Origin of the sequence: Pseudoalteromonas sp. P1-9 (assembly GCF_001399975.1) — a bacterium.
Lineage (GTDB): Bacteria > Pseudomonadota > Gammaproteobacteria > Enterobacterales > Alteromonadaceae > Pseudoalteromonas.
Genome location: NZ_LKBD01000041.1, coordinates 1 through 17880, shown reverse-complemented (window position 1 = coordinate 17880; position 17880 = coordinate 1). Strand labels below are relative to the sequence as shown.

Genomic DNA, 17880 nt, shown 5'->3' with positions numbered 1-17880 from the left:
GTTATGAAATTTGTCGTATTTGCAGAAGACTGGGGACGTCATCCAAGCAGTACCCAGCATATTTTTAAAGTGATTGCCGAGCGATACGATGTAACTTGGTTTAACTCCGTAGGCATGCGCAAACCTAAAATTAATTTTACCGATATTAAGCGTGTGTTGGGTAAGGTTAAATTGATGATGGCTGGAAACGTTAAAGCACCGAGCGACAAACTACCCGTTGCAGCGCGTAATCCCCTAATTTTGCCTTGGCATGATAACAAGTGGGCGACGCGTTTTAATAAGCGTCAAGTTACCAAAACGCTTGACCTGTCGTCCCATGAACCGATTATCTATTGGGTCAGTGTGCCAACCGCCATCAATATGATTCAACTGCGCCCACAAGACCGCTTAATTTATTATTGTGGCGATGATTTTTCCAGCTTGGCAGGAGTCGATTATGACTTGGTAAAAGCAAGCGAAGAGCGCCTTATTCACATGGCACACAACATCTATGTTGTGAGTAAGGTGCTGCTCGATAAAATGCCCAAACATAAAACGCAAATGCTCGAACACGGCGTTGATTATGATTTATTTAGTGATATCAAAAAGCCACATTCACAGCTTCATAACTTGAGTAATGTAATTGGTTTTTATGGCTCAATCTCAAAGTGGCTAGATGTCGATTTGTTAATAAAGCTTGCCAAAGCGAGGCCAAATTATCATTTGGTACTGATTGGAAAGGCTGATATTGATATTAGCGCGCTCGTTGCTTTACCGAATGTCACTTATATTTCGCAAATTGCTCATCATCAATTAGCGAGTTTTTCTCAGCATTGGCAAGTATCATTGTTACCGTTTTTAGATAATGGTCAAATAAAAGCGTGTAACCCTCTAAAATTAAAAGAATATTTAGCCGCGGGTAAACCTGTTGTGTCAACCCATTTTCCCGCGGTTGAACGCTACAAAGACATGGTGCTCATTGGGAAAGATCACGCTGGGTTTATTGCCCGAGTTGATCACGCGATGGTGATATCTAAAAACCCCTTTCTCGATTGGCGCACACCGTCACAGCAGCACGTTGTAAGACACAGCTGGAAACAAAAAGCAGCATTTGTGCTGGAGCAAATTGAGTAAAGCGTTGCATATTGCAACGCTTTTTGTTTTCCCATTTGTTTTTTCTATATAAATCAATTTATTAATTCTGGTTTCTAAATTGCAGCTCAACGTTCAATAGGCTCAAAGTTAGGAGACATAAATGAAAAGCTCAATTGTCAGTTTATTATTTATTGCCGCAGGAAGTAGCGCGGCACCGTTTGATACCTGTCCGTCAAAAGCATTTTTAGTTCAAGGCACTACAGCAACTGTTTTTGGTGTAAACCTAGTATCAGGCTCGTACAACAGATTTGCTGCTAATGTAGGCACAAATCAAAAAGTAAATGGTTTTGGCTTTAGTGTTCACGACAGGTATTTATATGGCTGGGATTATAGTCGAGGCAATATTGGTCGCATTGGTAAAGACTATGCCTTAGAGCCGCTGAACGCGTCGGGTTTGCCAAACACTAACTTTTACGTAGGTGATGTGTCTGTGCAACAAAACGCGTATTACGTTTATCGAAAAGGAGCAGATTATGGTTTATATCGAATTGTGCTCGATGAAAACGATAGTGATTATCTTGTTGCGTCAAAGGTTATTGACGGTAGTAGCCTTAGCCTGAATATTTTTGACCTAGCGTTTCATCCTGATGAAAACCTTGCATACAGTGTCGATAATCGAGGTAACTTGATTGCCATTGATGTGATGACGGGCAGTAGTTTTAATCTTGGTTTCACTGGCGTGACAGGTACATTCGGTGCTGTTTACTTTGATGTTGAAGGTTACTTATATATTAGTCGCAATAGCGATGGACACATCTTTCGTATTGATATAAACGTCCCAACTTCAACAACCTTATTTGCATACGGACCAAGCTCAGGCAATAACGATGGTGCCCGTTGTGCTACTGCGCCAATAATTGACGAAAGCGAAGCACCAACCCTTGATTATGGTGATGCACCCGATAGTTATGCAACGTCAATAAGTGCCAATGGCGCACGCCATGGAAAAGGGAATCTGTACTTTGGTAATGGCGTGAGTGCCGAGCACACACCTAATCAAGTTGATGACGATGATGGTGTTAATTTTGTAACAGGACTTGAAACCGGCTTAGATACCTTAGTTTCTTATCGCCTTTCAGCGCCTGGCTATGTAAATGCGTGGGTTGACTGGAACGGCAATGGCCAATTTGATGAATCTGAACAGATCATTACGGAGCACCTAGGCACTCTGGGTGAAAATCGTGTCTTAGTCGAAGTACCTATAGATGCGAGAGAGGGAACAACTTGGGCACGTTTTAGAGTATCAAATACCCCATCAATCTCTCCTTTAGGTGGTGTTGATAGTGGGGAGGTCGAAGATATAAGTGTGTCAATTGTCGCCAGTGGTGTTGTCGAAACAACAACTGCATGGCAAACAGCTGCATTTGAAGATTTATGGCCGCAACAAGGTGACTATGACTTTAATGACGTAGTGGTGAAATACCGTATTTTCAAAAGCCAGATAGGCAACCAAGTGGTGCGTTTTAAAATTGATGGAGAGTTACTTGCGGTTGGAGCAAGCTATCATAATGCGTTTGCATTTCGCTTTGCGAATATTGCGCGAAACCAGGTAGATGAACCGCTTGTTCGTTTAACAATTAATGGCCAGCAAATAGCTAAAAACCCATTAGAAGCAGGACGCAATGAAGCGATATTAATAGCGCTTGATGACACTAAAGTGATTGCAAATACGCAATCTGGATGTAAGTACTTTAGAACGGAGTCGGGTTGTTTGAATCAACAACCTATTCCATTTAGCGTTACCTTACCGTTTAAAAATACTGTCACTGACAGTGCGTCACTGATAAGTGGAGTTAGCCCTTTTATCTTTGCCGTAAATGGTTTTGATCATGGGCCGTTCGTTGATAGTAATAATGCACGAGCATGGGAAGTGCATCTCAAAAACCACACACCAACAGAAGCCTTTAACACCGATTACTTTGATCAAGGCGATGATATGTCGAGCACCTATGGCAATTTTCAAACTGCTAATGGCTTGCCTTGGGCATTAATTATTGGTACCAGCTGGAACCACCCTAAAGAAAGCACTGATATGTTACTGGCATATCCCGAGTTTGGCGGGTTTGCAGAAAGTGCGGGCAGTGCCAATACAAATTGGTTTCGTTCAGCAGTTGGTCAACACTCGGTTCAGAATTAGGAGAATGATATGAAACAGTTATTAGTGTTATCAATTGCTTATATTTTAACTGGATGTGGTGGAGGTGGTGATAGTACACCTGTGACGCCGCCAGCAGCGACAGCTAATTCAGATGATAACGAAGCTCAGGGAACTGCAGCACTCAATGTGGCGCCAGAGTTTGACTTTAAAACAGATGTAAATGTAGCGCTTAATGTTGCAGCAAACTTAGTAAATGAAAGAGCGTTTATAAATATTTGCCAAGCAGATGCCTTGTTAATTAATGCCGATACCTGCTTCGTAAGAGCACCACTTGATAGCGAAGGGCTAGACCTTTCGTTTGTAGTACCCCATCAGGATCAGAAGCTAAAAGCGCAAATTTGGTTTTACGATACGAGCATGGCACCGCTTAACTATGAATGGCAGTTTGATGAAAGCCAATCACAGCAAAGCTGGTTAATTAACTAAATATTCAATTTACTCCCTCGATTTTAGCGCCAATATGGCGCTTTTTTTTATGTTTGCCAATAGTTGGCGCTGAACTTGCGATAGTTATATCAAAGGGGTGAAAAAACGGTGTTTTTCACATTTTGATATAGCAAATCGCTAAATTGCGTTGCAATTTGCGAATTAGGATTAGAAATGGTTTTTACGATTGCGCAAATTAAAAAGCTTATCTACCTAGCCTTATACACCATGTATGAGCGCTGGCAGCTTATTGCGTTACCGATGATCATTGTGCCGATTGCAGTGATTGCAATTTCACTTAGCAGTGAAAAGCAATATACCAATCACGCGACTATTTTGATTGAAGAGTCAGCGTTATTAAATCCTTTCTTAGATGAGCTTGAGTTCTCGTTTGAACTATCGGCCCGTATGGATGCGCTACGCACTTTGGTACTGAGTCGTAAAAATTTAACTGAAGTAGTAAAAGAGGTTGGTTTAGTGGATGACTTAACCAATCAACTTGAAGTTGAAAAAATGCAGCAAAAACTAGCCAGTGCCATTTCAATTTCACTGGTGGGTGATGAGTTAGTGCGCATTCACTTTAAATGGAACAAACGCGAACAAATGAAACCAGTGCTTGAAGCACTGGTTGAGAAATTTATTGAGCGTTTGTTAGCGCCAACCAAAGCATCCCTTGATACGTCAGAAACATTTTTGAAAAACCAACTTGAAGAGCTACGCCTGCAACTTGAACTTGCTGAAGATAAATTAGCAAAGTTTAAGCGTGATAATCGTGAAGCGCTGCCTGAACTATTGAATGTGAATCAAGATACCCTGGCGCGTTTAGAGCAAGAAAAACAGCAAAAACTAGTCGACCTAAGCGGCGCAAAAGCACGCCTAGCAACACTCAAAAAGCAACTTGCCAAAGCGAATCCTGTAAAAGGCCGCTTAGTTGATAGCATTATGCGTATTGAGGCGGATATTGCGCTATTGCGCACCCGTTACACAGATCAGCATAGCAAGGTTCAGGCTAAATTACGCGAACTGGAAACCTTACAAATTCGCAAGCAAGAAATGGAAAGTCAAGCAAAGCCATTTGAAGAGGCTGATTTAGATTCACTGTGGCAAATCGCTAACAGTTTACCGTTAGGTGCTAACGCCAAAGACAGTGCATTACTGGTTGCGCAGCTTATTACCTTGGAAGAAGCTGAAAATAATGTCGCACAGTTAAAGAATGAAATTGAGATGCTAAGCGAACAGCTATCGGTTGTATCAACACGCCTTTCAAGTTCAAGCGAAATTGATAAAGCACTGCGCCAACTGCAACGGGATTATCAAGTGAAACAAACCTTGTATTCCGAAATGCTTGAGCGTTATGAAATGTCAAAAGTGACAGGGCAATTAGTGCGCTATGAGGGCCCTGATAAAGTAAAAACCATTGAACGTGCATACAGCCCAACATCACCGATTAATCAGTCGTTGGTGGTAAGCATCATTCTGGGCATTGTACTTGGCCTATTTAGCGCAGCAGCACTCACATTTGTTGCCATGATCACCGATTTACGTGTACGCGATGAAGCAACGATAGAAACGATTGCAGGGCAACGCGTATTAACCAAATTACCCATTGTGAACGATGTCACTGTACATCGAATCGACTAATTGGAGGCATTATGAATAACATTATTCAACTGATTCAGCACCCACAGGTGGGAGGACTTGAAAAAATGGCATTTGGCCTGTGCTGTAGTGAAATAACAAATTCTAAAATGTTTTTAGTAGCGATGGAAGGCACTAAAAAAGGGGCGATTAAAGCATGGCCTCAACTCGAAGAATTAAACAACTTTTACTGTTTAAATAAAGCGCCGGGCGTGAGTTGGCAAACAGTTAAAAAGCTCGTTGCTCTTATTGATAAGTTTGATATTAACGTAATTCACAGCCACCATATTGGCCCCATGTTGTACGCCAGTTTAGCCAAAATGCTAAGACCCAAAATACAGCATATTCATACCCTGCATGATGCGTGGTATTTAACGGATTTCAAATACCGTATGTTCACTAAAGCGATTGGCAAATGTACCCCAATTACCATAGTGGCAGATGCAAAAGCGGTCGCAGAGCTTGCTCAAAAACAAGCCAAAATTAAACCTGCTCATGTGGTGCACAATGGTATTGATACCGACTACTTTACGCCAATCTCTCGTTACAGCGCTCGTAACAAATTAGGGCTACCACATAATTACACGCTAATTGGCTGTGCCGCCCGTGTTGAAGAGGGTAAAGGCCACAAGTCCATGTTGCGAACGCTTACAACACTGCCTTATAAGGTACATATGGTGTTTGCCGGTAGCGGCAGTCAACTTGAGAAAATGAAAGCGTATGCGGAACAACTTGGTGTTGCAGATAGGGTTTACTGGCTTGGGTGTGTATCGGATATGCCAAGCTTTTACTCGGCGATTGATGTGTTTTGCTTGTACTCAGAGCGAGAAGGGTTGCCACTATCGATTTTAGAGGCGATGGCTTGTAATCGCCCCGTCGTTGCCAGTGATGTGGGGGGGATTAGCGAGGTTGTGAATACACCACATGGGTTTGTATTACCTATAAATCAAGAACAGTTACTTGCGCCAAATTTATTAAAAGCACTTTCACTGAATTATGGCACTCGTATTCGTCAATATGCGTTATCACAAGCAACACTAAAAGTGATGGCAAATCGTTACAACAAAATCTATCAACACGCGATGGTATAAGGAGTTAATTATGCTTTGGTTTATCATAATATTTGTTGCAGTTTTATTTATTTACCATCATTTTATTTATCCTAAGTTGCTGGCGATGTTGGCGGCAAAAGCGCCGCAACAGGTGATTGACGACACGCCGCTTAGCCATCGAGAAACGCCGTCGATTGGGGTTTTTATCGCGGCATACAATGAGGCCGATTACATCGAAGAAAAACTGCATAATTTGGCTTCGCAGCTTTATCCAAATGATAAAATGGGTATTCATATTGTCGGTGATGGCTGCACTGATGCAACGGCTGATGTTGTAAAACGTGTTAGCGCGAATTTACACGAGCAATTTATTTATTGTACATACGATGAAATTGCCGTGAACGCGGGTAAAGTGAATGCGCTCAATACCCTAATAAAACGTTATCGCGATGAGTACGACATTATTGTTTTCACTGATGTAAGCGCATTGATGAGTGTTAACTGCCTTGAGCAAGTGGCTAAATCAATGGTTAATAAAGACGTTGTTGCGGTTTCAGGTAACTATTTACCAAAGAGTTCAGTGCATGGCTGTTTAGATAAGTACTGGCAATATCAAAACGCCGTACGTCGACTTGAAGGGCAACTTGGTGCAGTGAATGGGTTTGCTGGAGCCATGTTCGCCATGCGTGCAGAGAAGGTTACACCACTTTTATCAAAAACCATTAACGATGACTTTGTGCAGTTGGTGTCAGCGCTTGGTAAAGAGCAATGCGCCAGTTTTAACGATCAGATTGCCATCATCGAATGCGAACAAGACAATCAAACACAAGATTTCAGCCGTCGTATTCGTATTGGCGCGGGAAATTGGCAGCAATTAAACACTATATTCAAGCGTGTAAACCAGTTTAGTTTGGCGCAAACGTTCAGCTTTTTTTCTAATAAAGTACTGCGTGGAGTCATGCCCGTAATGCTGTTTGGCGCACTTGCCGCATTAACTATGTTAGCTGTGTTAGGTGATATCGCGGCGCAATTGCTGCTTGGCAGCATGCTGTTTATCAACCTAATTGGGGTGATAAAAGCGATGTTTAAATGGCGTACAGCCTTACCTTTAATTGATTCCGTTAACTATGTAATAACCAGTTACTTAGCGGGCTTGATTGGCATTGTATCACTTTCTCGATACAAAACAGCTTGGCGCAGAGTGTCGTCATCTAAACCTGGAGTTTCAATGATTGCGTTTTGTAAACGCAGTATTGATATTATCGGCGCAGTGGTTGGTTTAACCTTATTCTCGCCAATCATAATGCTTGCTGGTATTGCGATTAAACTCGATTCAAAAGGAGGCGTAATTTATAAGCAATTACGTGTCGGGCGTATTAACGAAGATAGAACCGATTTAATTTATGTTTACAAGCTGCGCAGCATGCGTTTTGACGCAGAAAAAGCAACCGGCGCCGTGTGGGCACAGGGTAACGATCCTCGTATTACCCGTGTTGGTCGCTTTTTAAGAAAAACTCGCATTGATGAATTACCACAGTTTTGGAATGTACTAAAAGGTGATATGTCGCTGATTGGCCCGCGCCCAGAACGTCCGAGCTTTTACACTAAATTAGAGCGTGAAATTCCGTATTTTATTCAGCGTACCTATGGCATTAAACCTGGTATTTCGGGGCTTGCTCAAGTGATGAATGGCTATGATGAAAGTGTAGAAGATGTACGCAACAAAATTGCGTGGGATTATTCGTACGTGTTATCAATGTCGCGGTTTTCAACCTGGCTTAAAATGGAATGTGACATCTTATTTAAAACCATTAAGGTAGTGGTACTTGGTAAAGGACAATAGCATTGCAAAATGCAACGAGCTGCGTCTAGCTTGTTGCATTTTGCTATTTAAAACATTTTTTAAAATTTAACCTACTGAAATTTAAGTAAATAAATTTTGGCACTCTATTTGGTTGTTATTAGTCATAGTCTCAAAAGAGGATATGATTATGAACAACTTACTTCCCACTAAAGAGCAAGAAAACACCTTAACGGTTGAGCTTCCGCATGATTTTTCGGGCTTAAATGTAGATAAATATCGCGAGCATTTTGAGTGTTTTGCTGCGACACAGCATGATTCGGTGGTGCTTGATTTTGGCAATACCGAATTTATCGATTCGTCAGGTATTGGTGCCATGGTGTTTTTGTTCAAACGCATTGAACAGCGTGGCATTTCAATGTCGCTGCTTGATGTGTCAGGTCAACCGGAAAAGCTAATGAAGCTGTTACGTGTTGACGCCACCATTCCATTTATTAGCTCAGCTGCTGCTTAAATAAGGAATGCCATTATGGATAAGTTACTGCCTATTGCCTGTGTTGTTGGTATTTGTTCTGGATGTACTACATGGCCTGAAGAAGGTCGAGGTGGTTGGGCAGAACTTTACCATCCTGATGCACCACAAAATATTGATGGCTTCGAAAGTGCGTTGCCATTTCAAGTGATGAATGAATTCGAGCACCTTTCTTTAAAGCTCGACTGGCTAAAAAGTCGAGGTATCAAGCACTGTATGCCCGGGCAGCTCTATCAAGCCGAGTTAATGTTGACGCGAATTAACCGCACAATAGCTGCGGATATGTACTCGCAAGCGCAACTAGATATGCGTACCTTTTATCATCAGTTACAACAGCTAGAGAATCACTTTGAGCGTGTGATCAGTAATACGCACTGTATTGCTGAAAGCAAAAATGATGACCAAAAATTATTAACGAAATTGGAAAATTTGCTTAATAGCGATAATCAGTTTGCTTTTGATAGTTTTGAAGTGACCCCAAAATACCGTGTGCGATTAACGCAAAGTGCTGAACTATTGAAAATGTTACCTGCAACACAAGTGTTATTGGTGGGGCACACCGATATTAAAGGCAGCAAAGTAAGTAATTTTGAACTGGCATACAAACGTGCTGAAAGCGTAAAAAGCTGGTTAACCCTTTATGGTGTGAACCCCGAGCAGGTCAATACGTTAGCGCAAGGTGCACAAGTGCCATTTAGTAACGAAGGTGAAACAGCGCAAAAGCAGCACTCAGATCGTCGTGTAAATGCCTATATTCTTGCAACCTCGGCAAAAGCCGCAGAACTTACTAAGGTAAAGCCTTTGACCGAATGGACAAGCGCTTTGGAAGATAAGGAGTGATCGTCATGAAATTCACTATTTATTTAATACTACTGTGTTGGTTTTTAAGCTTTTCGCTTGCTGCCAATGACGACGATGCGGTGATTGAAGTAGGTAATAAAATCTATTTTAATGTACCAGGTGAAGTTGAATTTGAGAGTACCTTTGAAGTTGACGATAAAGGCTTTGTTGAACTGCCTGAAATTGGCAAAGTAAAACTTGCAGGTAAAACGCCTAATCGTGCTGAATCAGAAGTTAAACTTAAGCTTGCCGGTGTGTACAAAGCGCTCGGTAAGTTTTATTTAGAAGTGCGTTCACGCGATTTACTGGTTACTGTGCTTGGCTATGTAAATAACCCTTCGCAAGTAAGTATTCCTGCTAATGGCAATATTCAAATGGTGATTGCAAAAGCCGATGGCATTAAGCCAGGGGCCCAGCTTAATAAACTGCAAATTCGCCGCGATGACACCACCACTACGTTCGATTACAAAGCGTATCTTGATAGCGGAGATGTAGCCTTATTACCTAAATTACGCTCAGGCGATACAGTGTTTGTACCTGTGTCACCGCTTTTAGGTAATGTGCAAATAGACTTTGATGCGCAAACACTTTCAAGCGCAGGCGATGCCGACGGCCAAGGCCAAGCAGTAACATTATTTGGAGAACTGCACAGCCCTGGTAGTTTTTCGTATAAACCAGATATGAATATTATTGATGCGTTAATGCGTGCTGAGGGCGTAACACGTTACGCCGATGTAACTAAAATTCGCGTTATTCAAAACAACACGCCAACTATCTTTGATTTGAAGCAGTACTTGGATTCAGGCGATACTAGCTTGCTGCCAAAAATTGGCGCGGGCACCACGATTTTTGTGCCGATTATGGTAGATGATGTTAACACCACAGCGCGCACCGTCTACATTATGGGCGAAGTGCAAAAGCCGGGTGCTTATGAGGCGAGCAATCAAATTGGCTTTTTGGATATCCTAGCAAATGCAGGCGGTCCAACACGGTTTGCTGAAACCCGCCAAATCAAAATATTAACCCCAGCAGGTAATAATGTTCTGTTCGACTTACAAGCATATAGCGAAGGTTATCAGTCTATGTCGATCCCTGATATTGCGCCTGGCGATGTGATTTTTGTTCCCGAGAAAACCGATTTAAATGAAAAGAGCTGGCTAAAAGTAGCGCCGACTCGTGCAGTTAAAATTATGGGCGCAATCCATCATCCAGGTCGTTACGAATGGAGTAACGAAATGGACTTTACCGATTTATTTGCCCATGCAGGGGGGCCAACAAAAGGTGCTAATGTAAACGATATTAAAATCATTCGCCAAGGCCAGCTGCTACAGCGCTTTAGTTTAGATGAATATGCCAATAGCGACGGTGACAGCTACCCACTACCAACGATTATTGCTGGTGATACCATTATTGTTGAAGAGTTGCCACACGACCCGAAAGACAATAAGTCGCAGTGGGTGCGTCAAGATGCGAAAAGTTCTATTTATGTGTTAGGGCAGGTTGGCGCACCGGGTCGCTATGCATTTGATAAGTCGTTACATTTTCTTGATATTATCTCTGCGGCAGATGGCCCTACGGACGATGCCGACTTACGCAACATCCGTGTGACACATCGCAACGGCACGCAATCGCGCGTGAGTAAACTTAACTTAGCACTATACTTTGAAACTGGCGACGAAACCTTATTCCCTCGCGTATTACCGGGCGATACGATTTTCGTACCGGAAAAAAGCAAAGACTGGTTACGTCAACCAAAAGACCAAGTAGTGCGCATTATGGGCGCGATTAAACAGCCAGGTCGCTATAGCTTTGATGATTCAATGTCATTGCTTGACGTATTAGCCGAGGCAGGCGGACCGACTTCCGATGCCTTAATCAGTAAAATTGTGGTAATTAACCATGGCTGTTGCAAAGAGCAATCGCGCCGCTTCGATTTAGAGAAGTTTATCAAACAGCCTAATTCAGCGAATATTCCGCTGCTGCGCGCAGGCGATACGGTCTATATTCCAGATCAAGGTCAAGATTTTACTCAGCGTGCTAAAAACTCATTAGTCGACATTTTAACAGTAATTGCATTGGCGGTGAGCTTATGAGAATTATTCCAAAACAGTATCAAGAGCTTGAGCTTATTTTTGAGTCTATTAACAGTGAAAAAGCACGTTGTATTGCATTTGCATCACCGAATGGTCACTCAGGTGCCACGTCTTTGGCAATCAGTGTGGCGAAACGTTTAAGCGGGCGTAATGAACGGGTTTTGGTGATTGATCTAAACACCTGTAACCCACTAACAGGGAAAGATCTTGTTAGTATGCCAAATGCATTAGCCAAATGGTCATTTGGTGATATTAGCTGTCAGCTAAATGCGCAATCGATAGATGACTTTTACTTTTTAAGCATCACGCAATTACAAGACTTAGCGCTCGTGCGCGAAAAAGACGTGTTTGATATGGCGGTTCTGATGCTGAAACAAGAGTTCGACTATATTTTGTTTGATATGTCGCCAATTTGTAAACGCAATCACGCGAATTTTCCGCTTCATTTATTAATGTCGGTAACCGATTTATTGCTGTTAGATATTGCCCTTGGTAAAACAACACAAGAGACACTCGATGCGGTAATTAGTGAATTAAAATCGGCTCACTGCAAGCGCTTTGAAATTGTGGTGAGTCAAATGTATATGCCACCACTTGGGGAGCGTTTGATTGACAGCATTAATCGCCGCTTTAGACGATTACCTAAAGTGAAACATCGTCTGATCAATATCGTTAATCGCCAGCAGTGGTTGTTTCAAGGGGTGTAATAATGAATGTATTGTTTTACAGGCGCTTTAACTTAATTTGGTCGACCTTACATTCAGTGCGTGAAATTTTACTCACCTTGCTTGCAACTATGGATGTTGAAAACGACGATATTGATAACACCGGCCTTGTTGTCACTGAATATTTAACTAATCTTATTCGCCACAGTGAAGGGGAGGACGAAGCGGTTACCTTAGTCATAGGGCGCACGCTCAACAGCATTAAAATTGAGTTAATCGATCCAACTAGTTATTTTCACCCAACGACTTCAAAAGGCCAACATACCGACCTCGCAGATGGCGAACTACGCGAAGGGGGAATGGGGCTTGCGTTAATCGAACATTATTTTCCTGATTTTCGTTATTTTGAAAAACACGGTAAAAATCATTTTAGCTTTGCCTTTCCGCTTAAAAAAGTGAAAAACCGTGTCGTAATTATTGATGATGAACACGCCAGCTTACAGCTCGTAAACGCCTATTTAGAGCGTGATTATGACTGTCACGCTTTTACGGACGAGCATCAAGCGTATCAATATTTGATGGCGCACAATGTTGATTTGCTATTAATTGATATGAACTTAAACGCCATGCTGGCCGATGAATTTATCTCTAACATCAAACAGCTAAGTCATCTAAACAATATTGGTATTGTGGTGATTTCGGGCGATGGTAGTCGAGAGACCATGCTAAAGGCCCATTTATGTGGTGTTGATGACTATTTAGTTAAGCCTGTAAAAAAAGAGCAGTTAGAAATCGTTTGTGAGCGAGTAAAAAGCCGTTGTGTCTCACGTTCGGTTAATATTTCAAAAGGCGAGTTGTCAGCCCACAAAGATCAATTTGAGCTCGGAGCGCTATCGGCAATTTCATTTGGCAATGTTGCTGCGGGAAGTGGCGGCGATGTTTTAGTATCGGTAAAAAAAGACCATCACAGCTACGTGTTCTTTGGCGATGTTATGGGCCATGGCGAAAGTGCAAACCGCGTTGCGCTGCAACTAAAAGGGTACATACTGGGTTTACTTAACTGCCCATTTGATTCACTTGCTGATTTTGTAAACGGATTGGCAAAGAGCTTACCTAACCAAGAGTTTATGCAGCAGAGCCTTGTTACGTTTATCGCATTGGAAATTACCGAGCGCAATATCTCGCTAATTAACGCAGGGCATCCGCTACCGATTGTGTTATCCGAGCTGCAAACAGTAACAAACATCGGCAACAGCCAACCCTTACTTGGGCTCGATCGAGGCTATGAATATCACAGCGAATGTTATCAGCTCGAGCACGGCCATTCATTGGTAATGGCGACCGATGGTTTGTTTGAAAATCATGAAAATTGCTTTGAGCTACAGCAGCTAGTTGAGGCGATTAACACTGCTAATATAAGCGCAATAGGCACAGATTTAAGTCAACTTTGGTATAAATGTTTGCCAAGATTATCAAAAGAAATTGACGATTCGTCTCTACTAGTACTTAATTAGAAGAAGGAAATACTTAAATGTGATCAGGAGTTTGCCTATGCCAAATAAGATCTTAATTGTCGAAGATACGGAATCGTTAGCGCTGTTGTACCAGTCATACCTTATTCCCACTGGTATGCACAGCAATGTCGCGTACACAGGACAAGAGGCCTTAGATTATTTAGCAAGCAACAAACCTGATCTGATCATGCTAGATGTTATGCTGCCCGATATGAGTGGCATGGACATTTTAGCGCAACTTCCCGTTAACGATAGACCAAAAGTCGTGGTACTAACCGCCCATGCCAGTAAAGAAATGGCGGTTGATGCCATTCGTTACGGCGCTGCCGATTTTATTGAAAAGCCCGTTGATGCTGAGCGTTTTCGCATCACAGTTAATAACGCATTAAAGCTTAACTCGCTGAGTGAAACCGTTGAAAAATACCAATCACGTTTTGAAAACGGTCGATTTTGTGAATTGATTGGCAGCTCAGCGCCAATGCAATCGGTTTATCAAATCATCAGCAATGCCGCTAACAGTAAAGCGACGGTATTTATCACAGGTGAAAGTGGTACCGGTAAAGAGCTGTGCGCGCGCGCGGTTCATCAATGCAGTGAACGCAGTAAAAAACCATTTATCGCGATAAACTGTGCGGCGATTCCAAAAGATTTGATTGAAAGTGAAATTTTTGGTCACGTAAAAGGCGCGTTTACCGGCGCAACAAACTCTCGAGAAGGTGCCGCAGGCATGGCTGACGGAGGCACCCTGTTTCTTGATGAATTGTGTGAAATGGATCTCAATTTACAAAGTAAATTGCTGCGTTTTATTCAAACTGGCTGCTTTCAAAAGGTCGGCAGTGAGCAACAACAACAGGTTGATGTAAGATTTGTCTGCGCAACCAATCGCGACCCATGGCTTGAAGTGCAAGCAGGGCGTTTTCGCGAAGACTTGTATTATCGACTTTATGTGATCCCTGTTCAGTTGCCGCCATTGCGTCAGCGCGGTACTGATGTGATTCAAATAGCCGAGGCGTTGTTTTCACGTATTGCTAAAGAAGAAGGCCAAACGTTCGAAGGGCTAAGTGATGATGCTAAACAGCATTTAATGGCCTACAGTTGGCCTGGCAATGTACGCCAGCTTGAAAATATGATCCGCAACACCGTGGTACTGAATAGCCAACCGTGGATAGAAAAACGCATGTTTCCGCCATTCCCACAAAGTAGTATGTCAACAGAGCCAATGGTTGCTGTGCAGCCAATGGCAAATATGACGCCGCAATCAACTGCCGCGAGTATCGAAACCACTAACCTGTTACGCAGCTCCGATATTGAACCTTTGTGGATAGTTGAAAAGCGTTATATCGAAAAAGCGATAGCTTCGTGCAACGATAATGTGCCAAAAGCTGCAGCGCTTTTAGATATTAGCCCTTCCACCATCTACCGAAAAATGAAAACTTGGGATCAAATGGAAGAGCAAGGTGTTATTAGTTAACGAGAACGTGTTGACCTTTACGGTTTGAAATACAATTTACTGAGTTGAGTAAATTGCTCGCGACCTGAGTAAAAGCGGTGCAATTTGCTGGTGGCATTTTTAATTAAGTAATTACGTTCTTGCTGCGACATAAACAATAATGTTTTTAAGCGATTAACCAGTGCGACTTGGGTTTGGTCATCGGTTAACAGCCCGGTTTGATTATGTGCAATTACGCTGTCGATGGCGCCTACTCGATTAGCAATGCACACTATTTTATTGTCCATGGCTTCTAACAGCACCATTGGTAACCCTTCTTCACGTGAACAAATAACTAATACATCAATTGATTGCCAAAGTGACTTATCACTTTGATGACCGTGAAACTGTATGTTCTTTGGAGCATTACGTTTAAGCTCAGACGCCATATCGCCGTCACCATAGATATGAAATTGTAAACGCGGTTGCTGAGTGAAATGCTGCGCCAGCGCGACAAAACGGTCGGGCCCTTTTTCATATGATAGCCGGCCAACAAAGGCAATATTCAATACGCTATTGGGCTGTTTAAGTTTAGGGTTGTTTGGCACGATAAAATTAGCAATAAATTCACTGTTTTTAACCGTGTTTTTAAGATGTTGAGCAACAACCAAATTTTGCGAAAAACCACTGGTGAGATGATCAAGCCAATTGTATAGCCTTACTCGGCCTGCGCCTTTTTCACCGGCATGATATGTTGAAATACATAAGTTTCCGGTTACTTTGCAAGTAAGTCTACCAATAATGCCCGCTTTGTAACCATGGGTATGCAACACTGTGTTGCTGTGCTGTTTTAAATAATGATGCAAGCTAAGTGGTTTGCCATCTAAACATTGGTAAGCGCAATTTAAGGCTTCAAGTAATTTATAGAGTTGCATATTGTGATGATCTTGGTAAAACAGTACTGACACAGGTACGTTGTTACGCTGCATTAGTTTCACTAATTCAACAATATGCGATTCAATGCCGCCAAATAGGCTAGAATCTAAGAAGAGCACAAGATTTCGCATAAATACCTCCCCAATAAGGAATGCTATGTTTAATCAAACAACTGTAAAACAACTTGAAGCCGACGTTGGTAAAGATGTTTTAGGCCAACTTTTCGCTGTTTTTAAAAGTGAAGCAACCAAACTCACCGAACAGATTATGGCAGTTACAACCCTCGATAACGACGCTGTGCGTTTTAGCCACAGTTTAAAAAGCTGTGCTCGTTCATACGGTGCAGACCAACTTGGTGCCCTTGCAGAAACCCTTGAGGCCCATGCCAAAAATAACGACACTGCCTTTTTTGCTGAGCGTGCATTACTACCCGAAATACACAGTGCCACCATGGCTGCAATACCCATTTCCTAATGCACTTTAATACTGTAGTTCGGCTGTGTGTCATCTTGATAGGGCAGTAATTGCTCAATAATGTGTTTTAACTGCGACTTATTATGCGTGCTACTGTGCTGTTCTTTTTCAATTGCTCTTAAGTCCATCGCTTCAAATGCGTCTGGGGTTAAACACACATCAAAAAATTTATAACCAAGAATTTCCACGGCTTTCGTTACTTGTTCATTTGCCGGAATTGAGTCAACAGCGCTGTGTTCAGGTACCAAATTTTCAATAAAAATTCGGCAGCCTGAAGTGCGACTTAACGCGTCACGAATATCGCTCAGTAAAAGCGGAGGCATAACACTTGTTAATAAGCTACCAGGGCCGAGTAAAATTAAATCTGCGTGAAGAATCGCCTCTACCGCTTGTTGGTTGGCAACAACCGCTTTAGACAAACTTAATTGCTTAGGAAAGGTTGAAAGCGCGTCGATGTGGCACTCGCCAAAAACACGCTCGCCACTTTCACTTGTCGCCACTAAATCTACCGGGCCATTAGCCATGGGTAAAATAGTGTGTTTTACCCCCAGCATGGCACAAAAAATCTTGATGGCGTCGCTGGTGTTATGCGTGACTTGGCTTAGCGCGCTTAATAATATATTGCCAAAACTGTGACCATTTAAGTCGTTGTTTTGTTCAAAACGTTGTTCGCTCAGAATAGTGAGCATATTTTCTGGGTTGCCAAGTGTTTCAGCGCAGCGACGAATATCGCCAAAGGCAATTTGGCTTGGGTCTTGGCGCAGTCGTCCTGTGCTTCCACCGTTGTCTGTTGTAGTTACAATTGCTGTGAGTTCACATGGCATATTTTTTAGCGCATCGAGCACCTGTGAAAGACCATGACCACCACCTATACATACAATTTTCATAATACGCCCTCGCCAAATTCTCTACAGAAAGTGATACAAGTTATGTACCAGTCAAAAATAGGTGAAAATATGACTTTATTTGCATTTTGCAATGCAGCTTGCAGGTACTTTCGCTAAACTGAATAACATAAGGGTCTGTTGAACTTTCAAGTTCGTTTTTGCAGCAGTTAGATTGATTTTTATACAAGGCAGAGGCTGCGTGGTATAGTTATTCTATGTGAGTCAGCCGATAACACAGTAGAAAACCCAATCAAGCGCTGCCGAACGGTTCTTTTGAGCGCACTTTTCTCATTGTTGCCTA

At 42.3% G+C, this 17880-nt stretch carries 15 protein-coding genes; 13 read left to right on the top strand and 2 right to left on the bottom strand.

Annotation, left to right across the window (positions count from 1 at the left end; translation table 11 throughout):
* The first annotated feature begins 3 nt into the window (after positions 1-3).
* From AN214_RS18595 to AN214_RS18540, 12 genes are all read left to right on the top strand, one after another.
* A complete protein-coding gene (locus AN214_RS18595) occupies positions 4-1113 on the top strand; it encodes a glycosyltransferase (RefSeq protein ID WP_054981076.1) in 1110 nt (369 codons plus the stop codon).
* A 121-nt stretch (positions 1114-1234) separates the two neighbouring features.
* Positions 1235-3271 (top strand): LruC domain-containing protein, encoded by a 2037-nt coding sequence (locus AN214_RS18590; RefSeq protein WP_054981075.1) that lies wholly within the window; start codon positions 1235-1237, stop codon positions 3269-3271.
* A gap of 9 nt (positions 3272-3280) precedes the next feature.
* A complete protein-coding gene (locus AN214_RS18585) occupies positions 3281-3718 on the top strand; it encodes a hypothetical protein (RefSeq protein WP_054981074.1) in 438 nt (145 codons plus the stop codon).
* Between the two features lie 174 nt (positions 3719-3892).
* Positions 3893-5359, top strand: a complete 1467-nt coding sequence (locus tag AN214_RS18580; protein ID WP_054981073.1) for a GNVR domain-containing protein — start codon at positions 3893-3895, stop codon at positions 5357-5359.
* An 11-nt stretch (positions 5360-5370) separates the two neighbouring features.
* Positions 5371-6447 carry a glycosyltransferase gene (locus AN214_RS18575; protein ID WP_054981072.1) on the top strand — a complete coding sequence of 359 codons (1077 nt, stop codon included), beginning with the start codon at positions 5371-5373 and terminating at the stop codon, positions 6445-6447.
* Positions 6448-6457: 10 nt separating this feature from the next.
* Positions 6458-8251: a sugar transferase gene (locus tag AN214_RS18570; RefSeq protein WP_054981071.1), complete on the top strand. Its 1794-nt coding sequence runs from the start codon at positions 6458-6460 to the stop codon at positions 8249-8251.
* 148 nt (positions 8252-8399) lie between these two features.
* On the top strand, positions 8400-8723 hold the full coding sequence (locus AN214_RS18565) for an STAS domain-containing protein (RefSeq protein WP_054981070.1): 324 nt from the start codon (positions 8400-8402) through the stop codon (positions 8721-8723).
* A gap of 15 nt (positions 8724-8738) precedes the next feature.
* Positions 8739-9581 (top strand): OmpA family protein, encoded by an 843-nt coding sequence (locus AN214_RS18560; protein WP_054981069.1) that lies wholly within the window; start codon positions 8739-8741, stop codon positions 9579-9581.
* A 5-nt stretch (positions 9582-9586) separates the two neighbouring features.
* Positions 9587-11674 (top strand): SLBB domain-containing protein, encoded by a 2088-nt coding sequence (locus AN214_RS18555; RefSeq protein ID WP_054981068.1) that lies wholly within the window; start codon positions 9587-9589, stop codon positions 11672-11674.
* Positions 11671-12381 carry an AAA family ATPase gene (locus AN214_RS18550; RefSeq protein WP_054981067.1) on the top strand — a complete coding sequence of 237 codons (711 nt, stop codon included), beginning with the start codon at positions 11671-11673 and terminating at the stop codon, positions 12379-12381. The genes AN214_RS18555 and AN214_RS18550 overlap by 4 nt, the downstream gene beginning before the upstream one ends.
* Positions 12382-12383: 2 nt before the next feature.
* Positions 12384-13853: a SpoIIE family protein phosphatase gene (locus AN214_RS18545; protein WP_054981066.1), complete on the top strand. Its 1470-nt coding sequence runs from the start codon at positions 12384-12386 to the stop codon at positions 13851-13853.
* A gap of 37 nt (positions 13854-13890) precedes the next feature.
* A complete protein-coding gene (locus tag AN214_RS18540; protein WP_054981065.1) occupies positions 13891-15324 on the top strand; it encodes a sigma-54 dependent transcriptional regulator in 1434 nt (477 codons plus the stop codon).
* 17 nt (positions 15325-15341) lie between these two features.
* Here AN214_RS18540 and AN214_RS18535 read toward each other — a convergent pair whose 3' ends face one another.
* Entirely contained in the window at positions 15342-16349 is a 1008-nt protein-coding gene (locus tag AN214_RS18535) for a glycosyltransferase family 4 protein (protein WP_054981064.1), read from the bottom strand.
* Between the two features lie 25 nt (positions 16350-16374).
* On the opposite strand from AN214_RS18535, the gene AN214_RS18530 reads away from it, so the two are divergent.
* A complete protein-coding gene (locus tag AN214_RS18530; RefSeq protein ID WP_054981063.1) occupies positions 16375-16692 on the top strand; it encodes an Hpt domain-containing protein in 318 nt (105 codons plus the stop codon).
* Here the strand turns inward: AN214_RS18530 and yvcK are convergent.
* Complete coding sequence (gene yvcK, locus AN214_RS18525; RefSeq protein ID WP_054981062.1) at positions 16689-17579, bottom strand: gluconeogenesis factor YvcK family protein; 891 nt, start codon at positions 17577-17579, stop codon at positions 16689-16691. The genes AN214_RS18530 and yvcK overlap by 4 nt on opposite strands.
* Positions 17580-17880: the final 301 nt, after the last annotated feature.

Excerpts from the sequence above, each read along its gene's own strand:
- AN214_RS18595 (WP_054981076.1), top strand. The coding sequence starts at position 4 with ATGAAATTTGTCGTATTTGCAGAAGACTGGGGACGTCATCCAAGCAGT.
- AN214_RS18590 (WP_054981075.1), top strand. The coding sequence starts at position 1,235 with ATGAAAAGCTCAATTGTCAGTTTATTATTTATTGCCGCAGGAAGTAGC.
- AN214_RS18585 (WP_054981074.1), top strand. The coding sequence starts at position 3,281 with ATGAAACAGTTATTAGTGTTATCAATTGCTTATATTTTAACTGGATGT.
- AN214_RS18580 (WP_054981073.1), top strand. The coding sequence starts at position 3,893 with ATGGTTTTTACGATTGCGCAAATTAAAAAGCTTATCTACCTAGCCTTA.
- AN214_RS18575 (WP_054981072.1), top strand. The coding sequence starts at position 5,371 with ATGAATAACATTATTCAACTGATTCAGCACCCACAGGTGGGAGGACTT.
- AN214_RS18570 (WP_054981071.1), top strand. The coding sequence starts at position 6,458 with ATGCTTTGGTTTATCATAATATTTGTTGCAGTTTTATTTATTTACCAT.
- AN214_RS18565 (WP_054981070.1), top strand. The coding sequence starts at position 8,400 with ATGAACAACTTACTTCCCACTAAAGAGCAAGAAAACACCTTAACGGTT.
- AN214_RS18560 (WP_054981069.1), top strand. The coding sequence starts at position 8,739 with ATGGATAAGTTACTGCCTATTGCCTGTGTTGTTGGTATTTGTTCTGGA.
- AN214_RS18555 (WP_054981068.1), top strand. The coding sequence starts at position 9,587 with ATGAAATTCACTATTTATTTAATACTACTGTGTTGGTTTTTAAGCTTT.
- AN214_RS18550 (WP_054981067.1), top strand. The coding sequence starts at position 11,671 with ATGAGAATTATTCCAAAACAGTATCAAGAGCTTGAGCTTATTTTTGAG.
- AN214_RS18545 (WP_054981066.1), top strand. The coding sequence starts at position 12,384 with ATGAATGTATTGTTTTACAGGCGCTTTAACTTAATTTGGTCGACCTTA.
- AN214_RS18540 (WP_054981065.1), top strand. The coding sequence starts at position 13,891 with ATGCCAAATAAGATCTTAATTGTCGAAGATACGGAATCGTTAGCGCTG.
- AN214_RS18535 (WP_054981064.1), bottom strand. The coding sequence starts at position 16,349 with ATGCGAAATCTTGTGCTCTTCTTAGATTCTAGCCTATTTGGCGGCATT.
- AN214_RS18530 (WP_054981063.1), top strand. The coding sequence starts at position 16,375 with ATGTTTAATCAAACAACTGTAAAACAACTTGAAGCCGACGTTGGTAAA.
- yvcK (WP_054981062.1), bottom strand. The coding sequence starts at position 17,579 with ATGAAAATTGTATGTATAGGTGGTGGTCATGGTCTTTCACAGGTGCTC.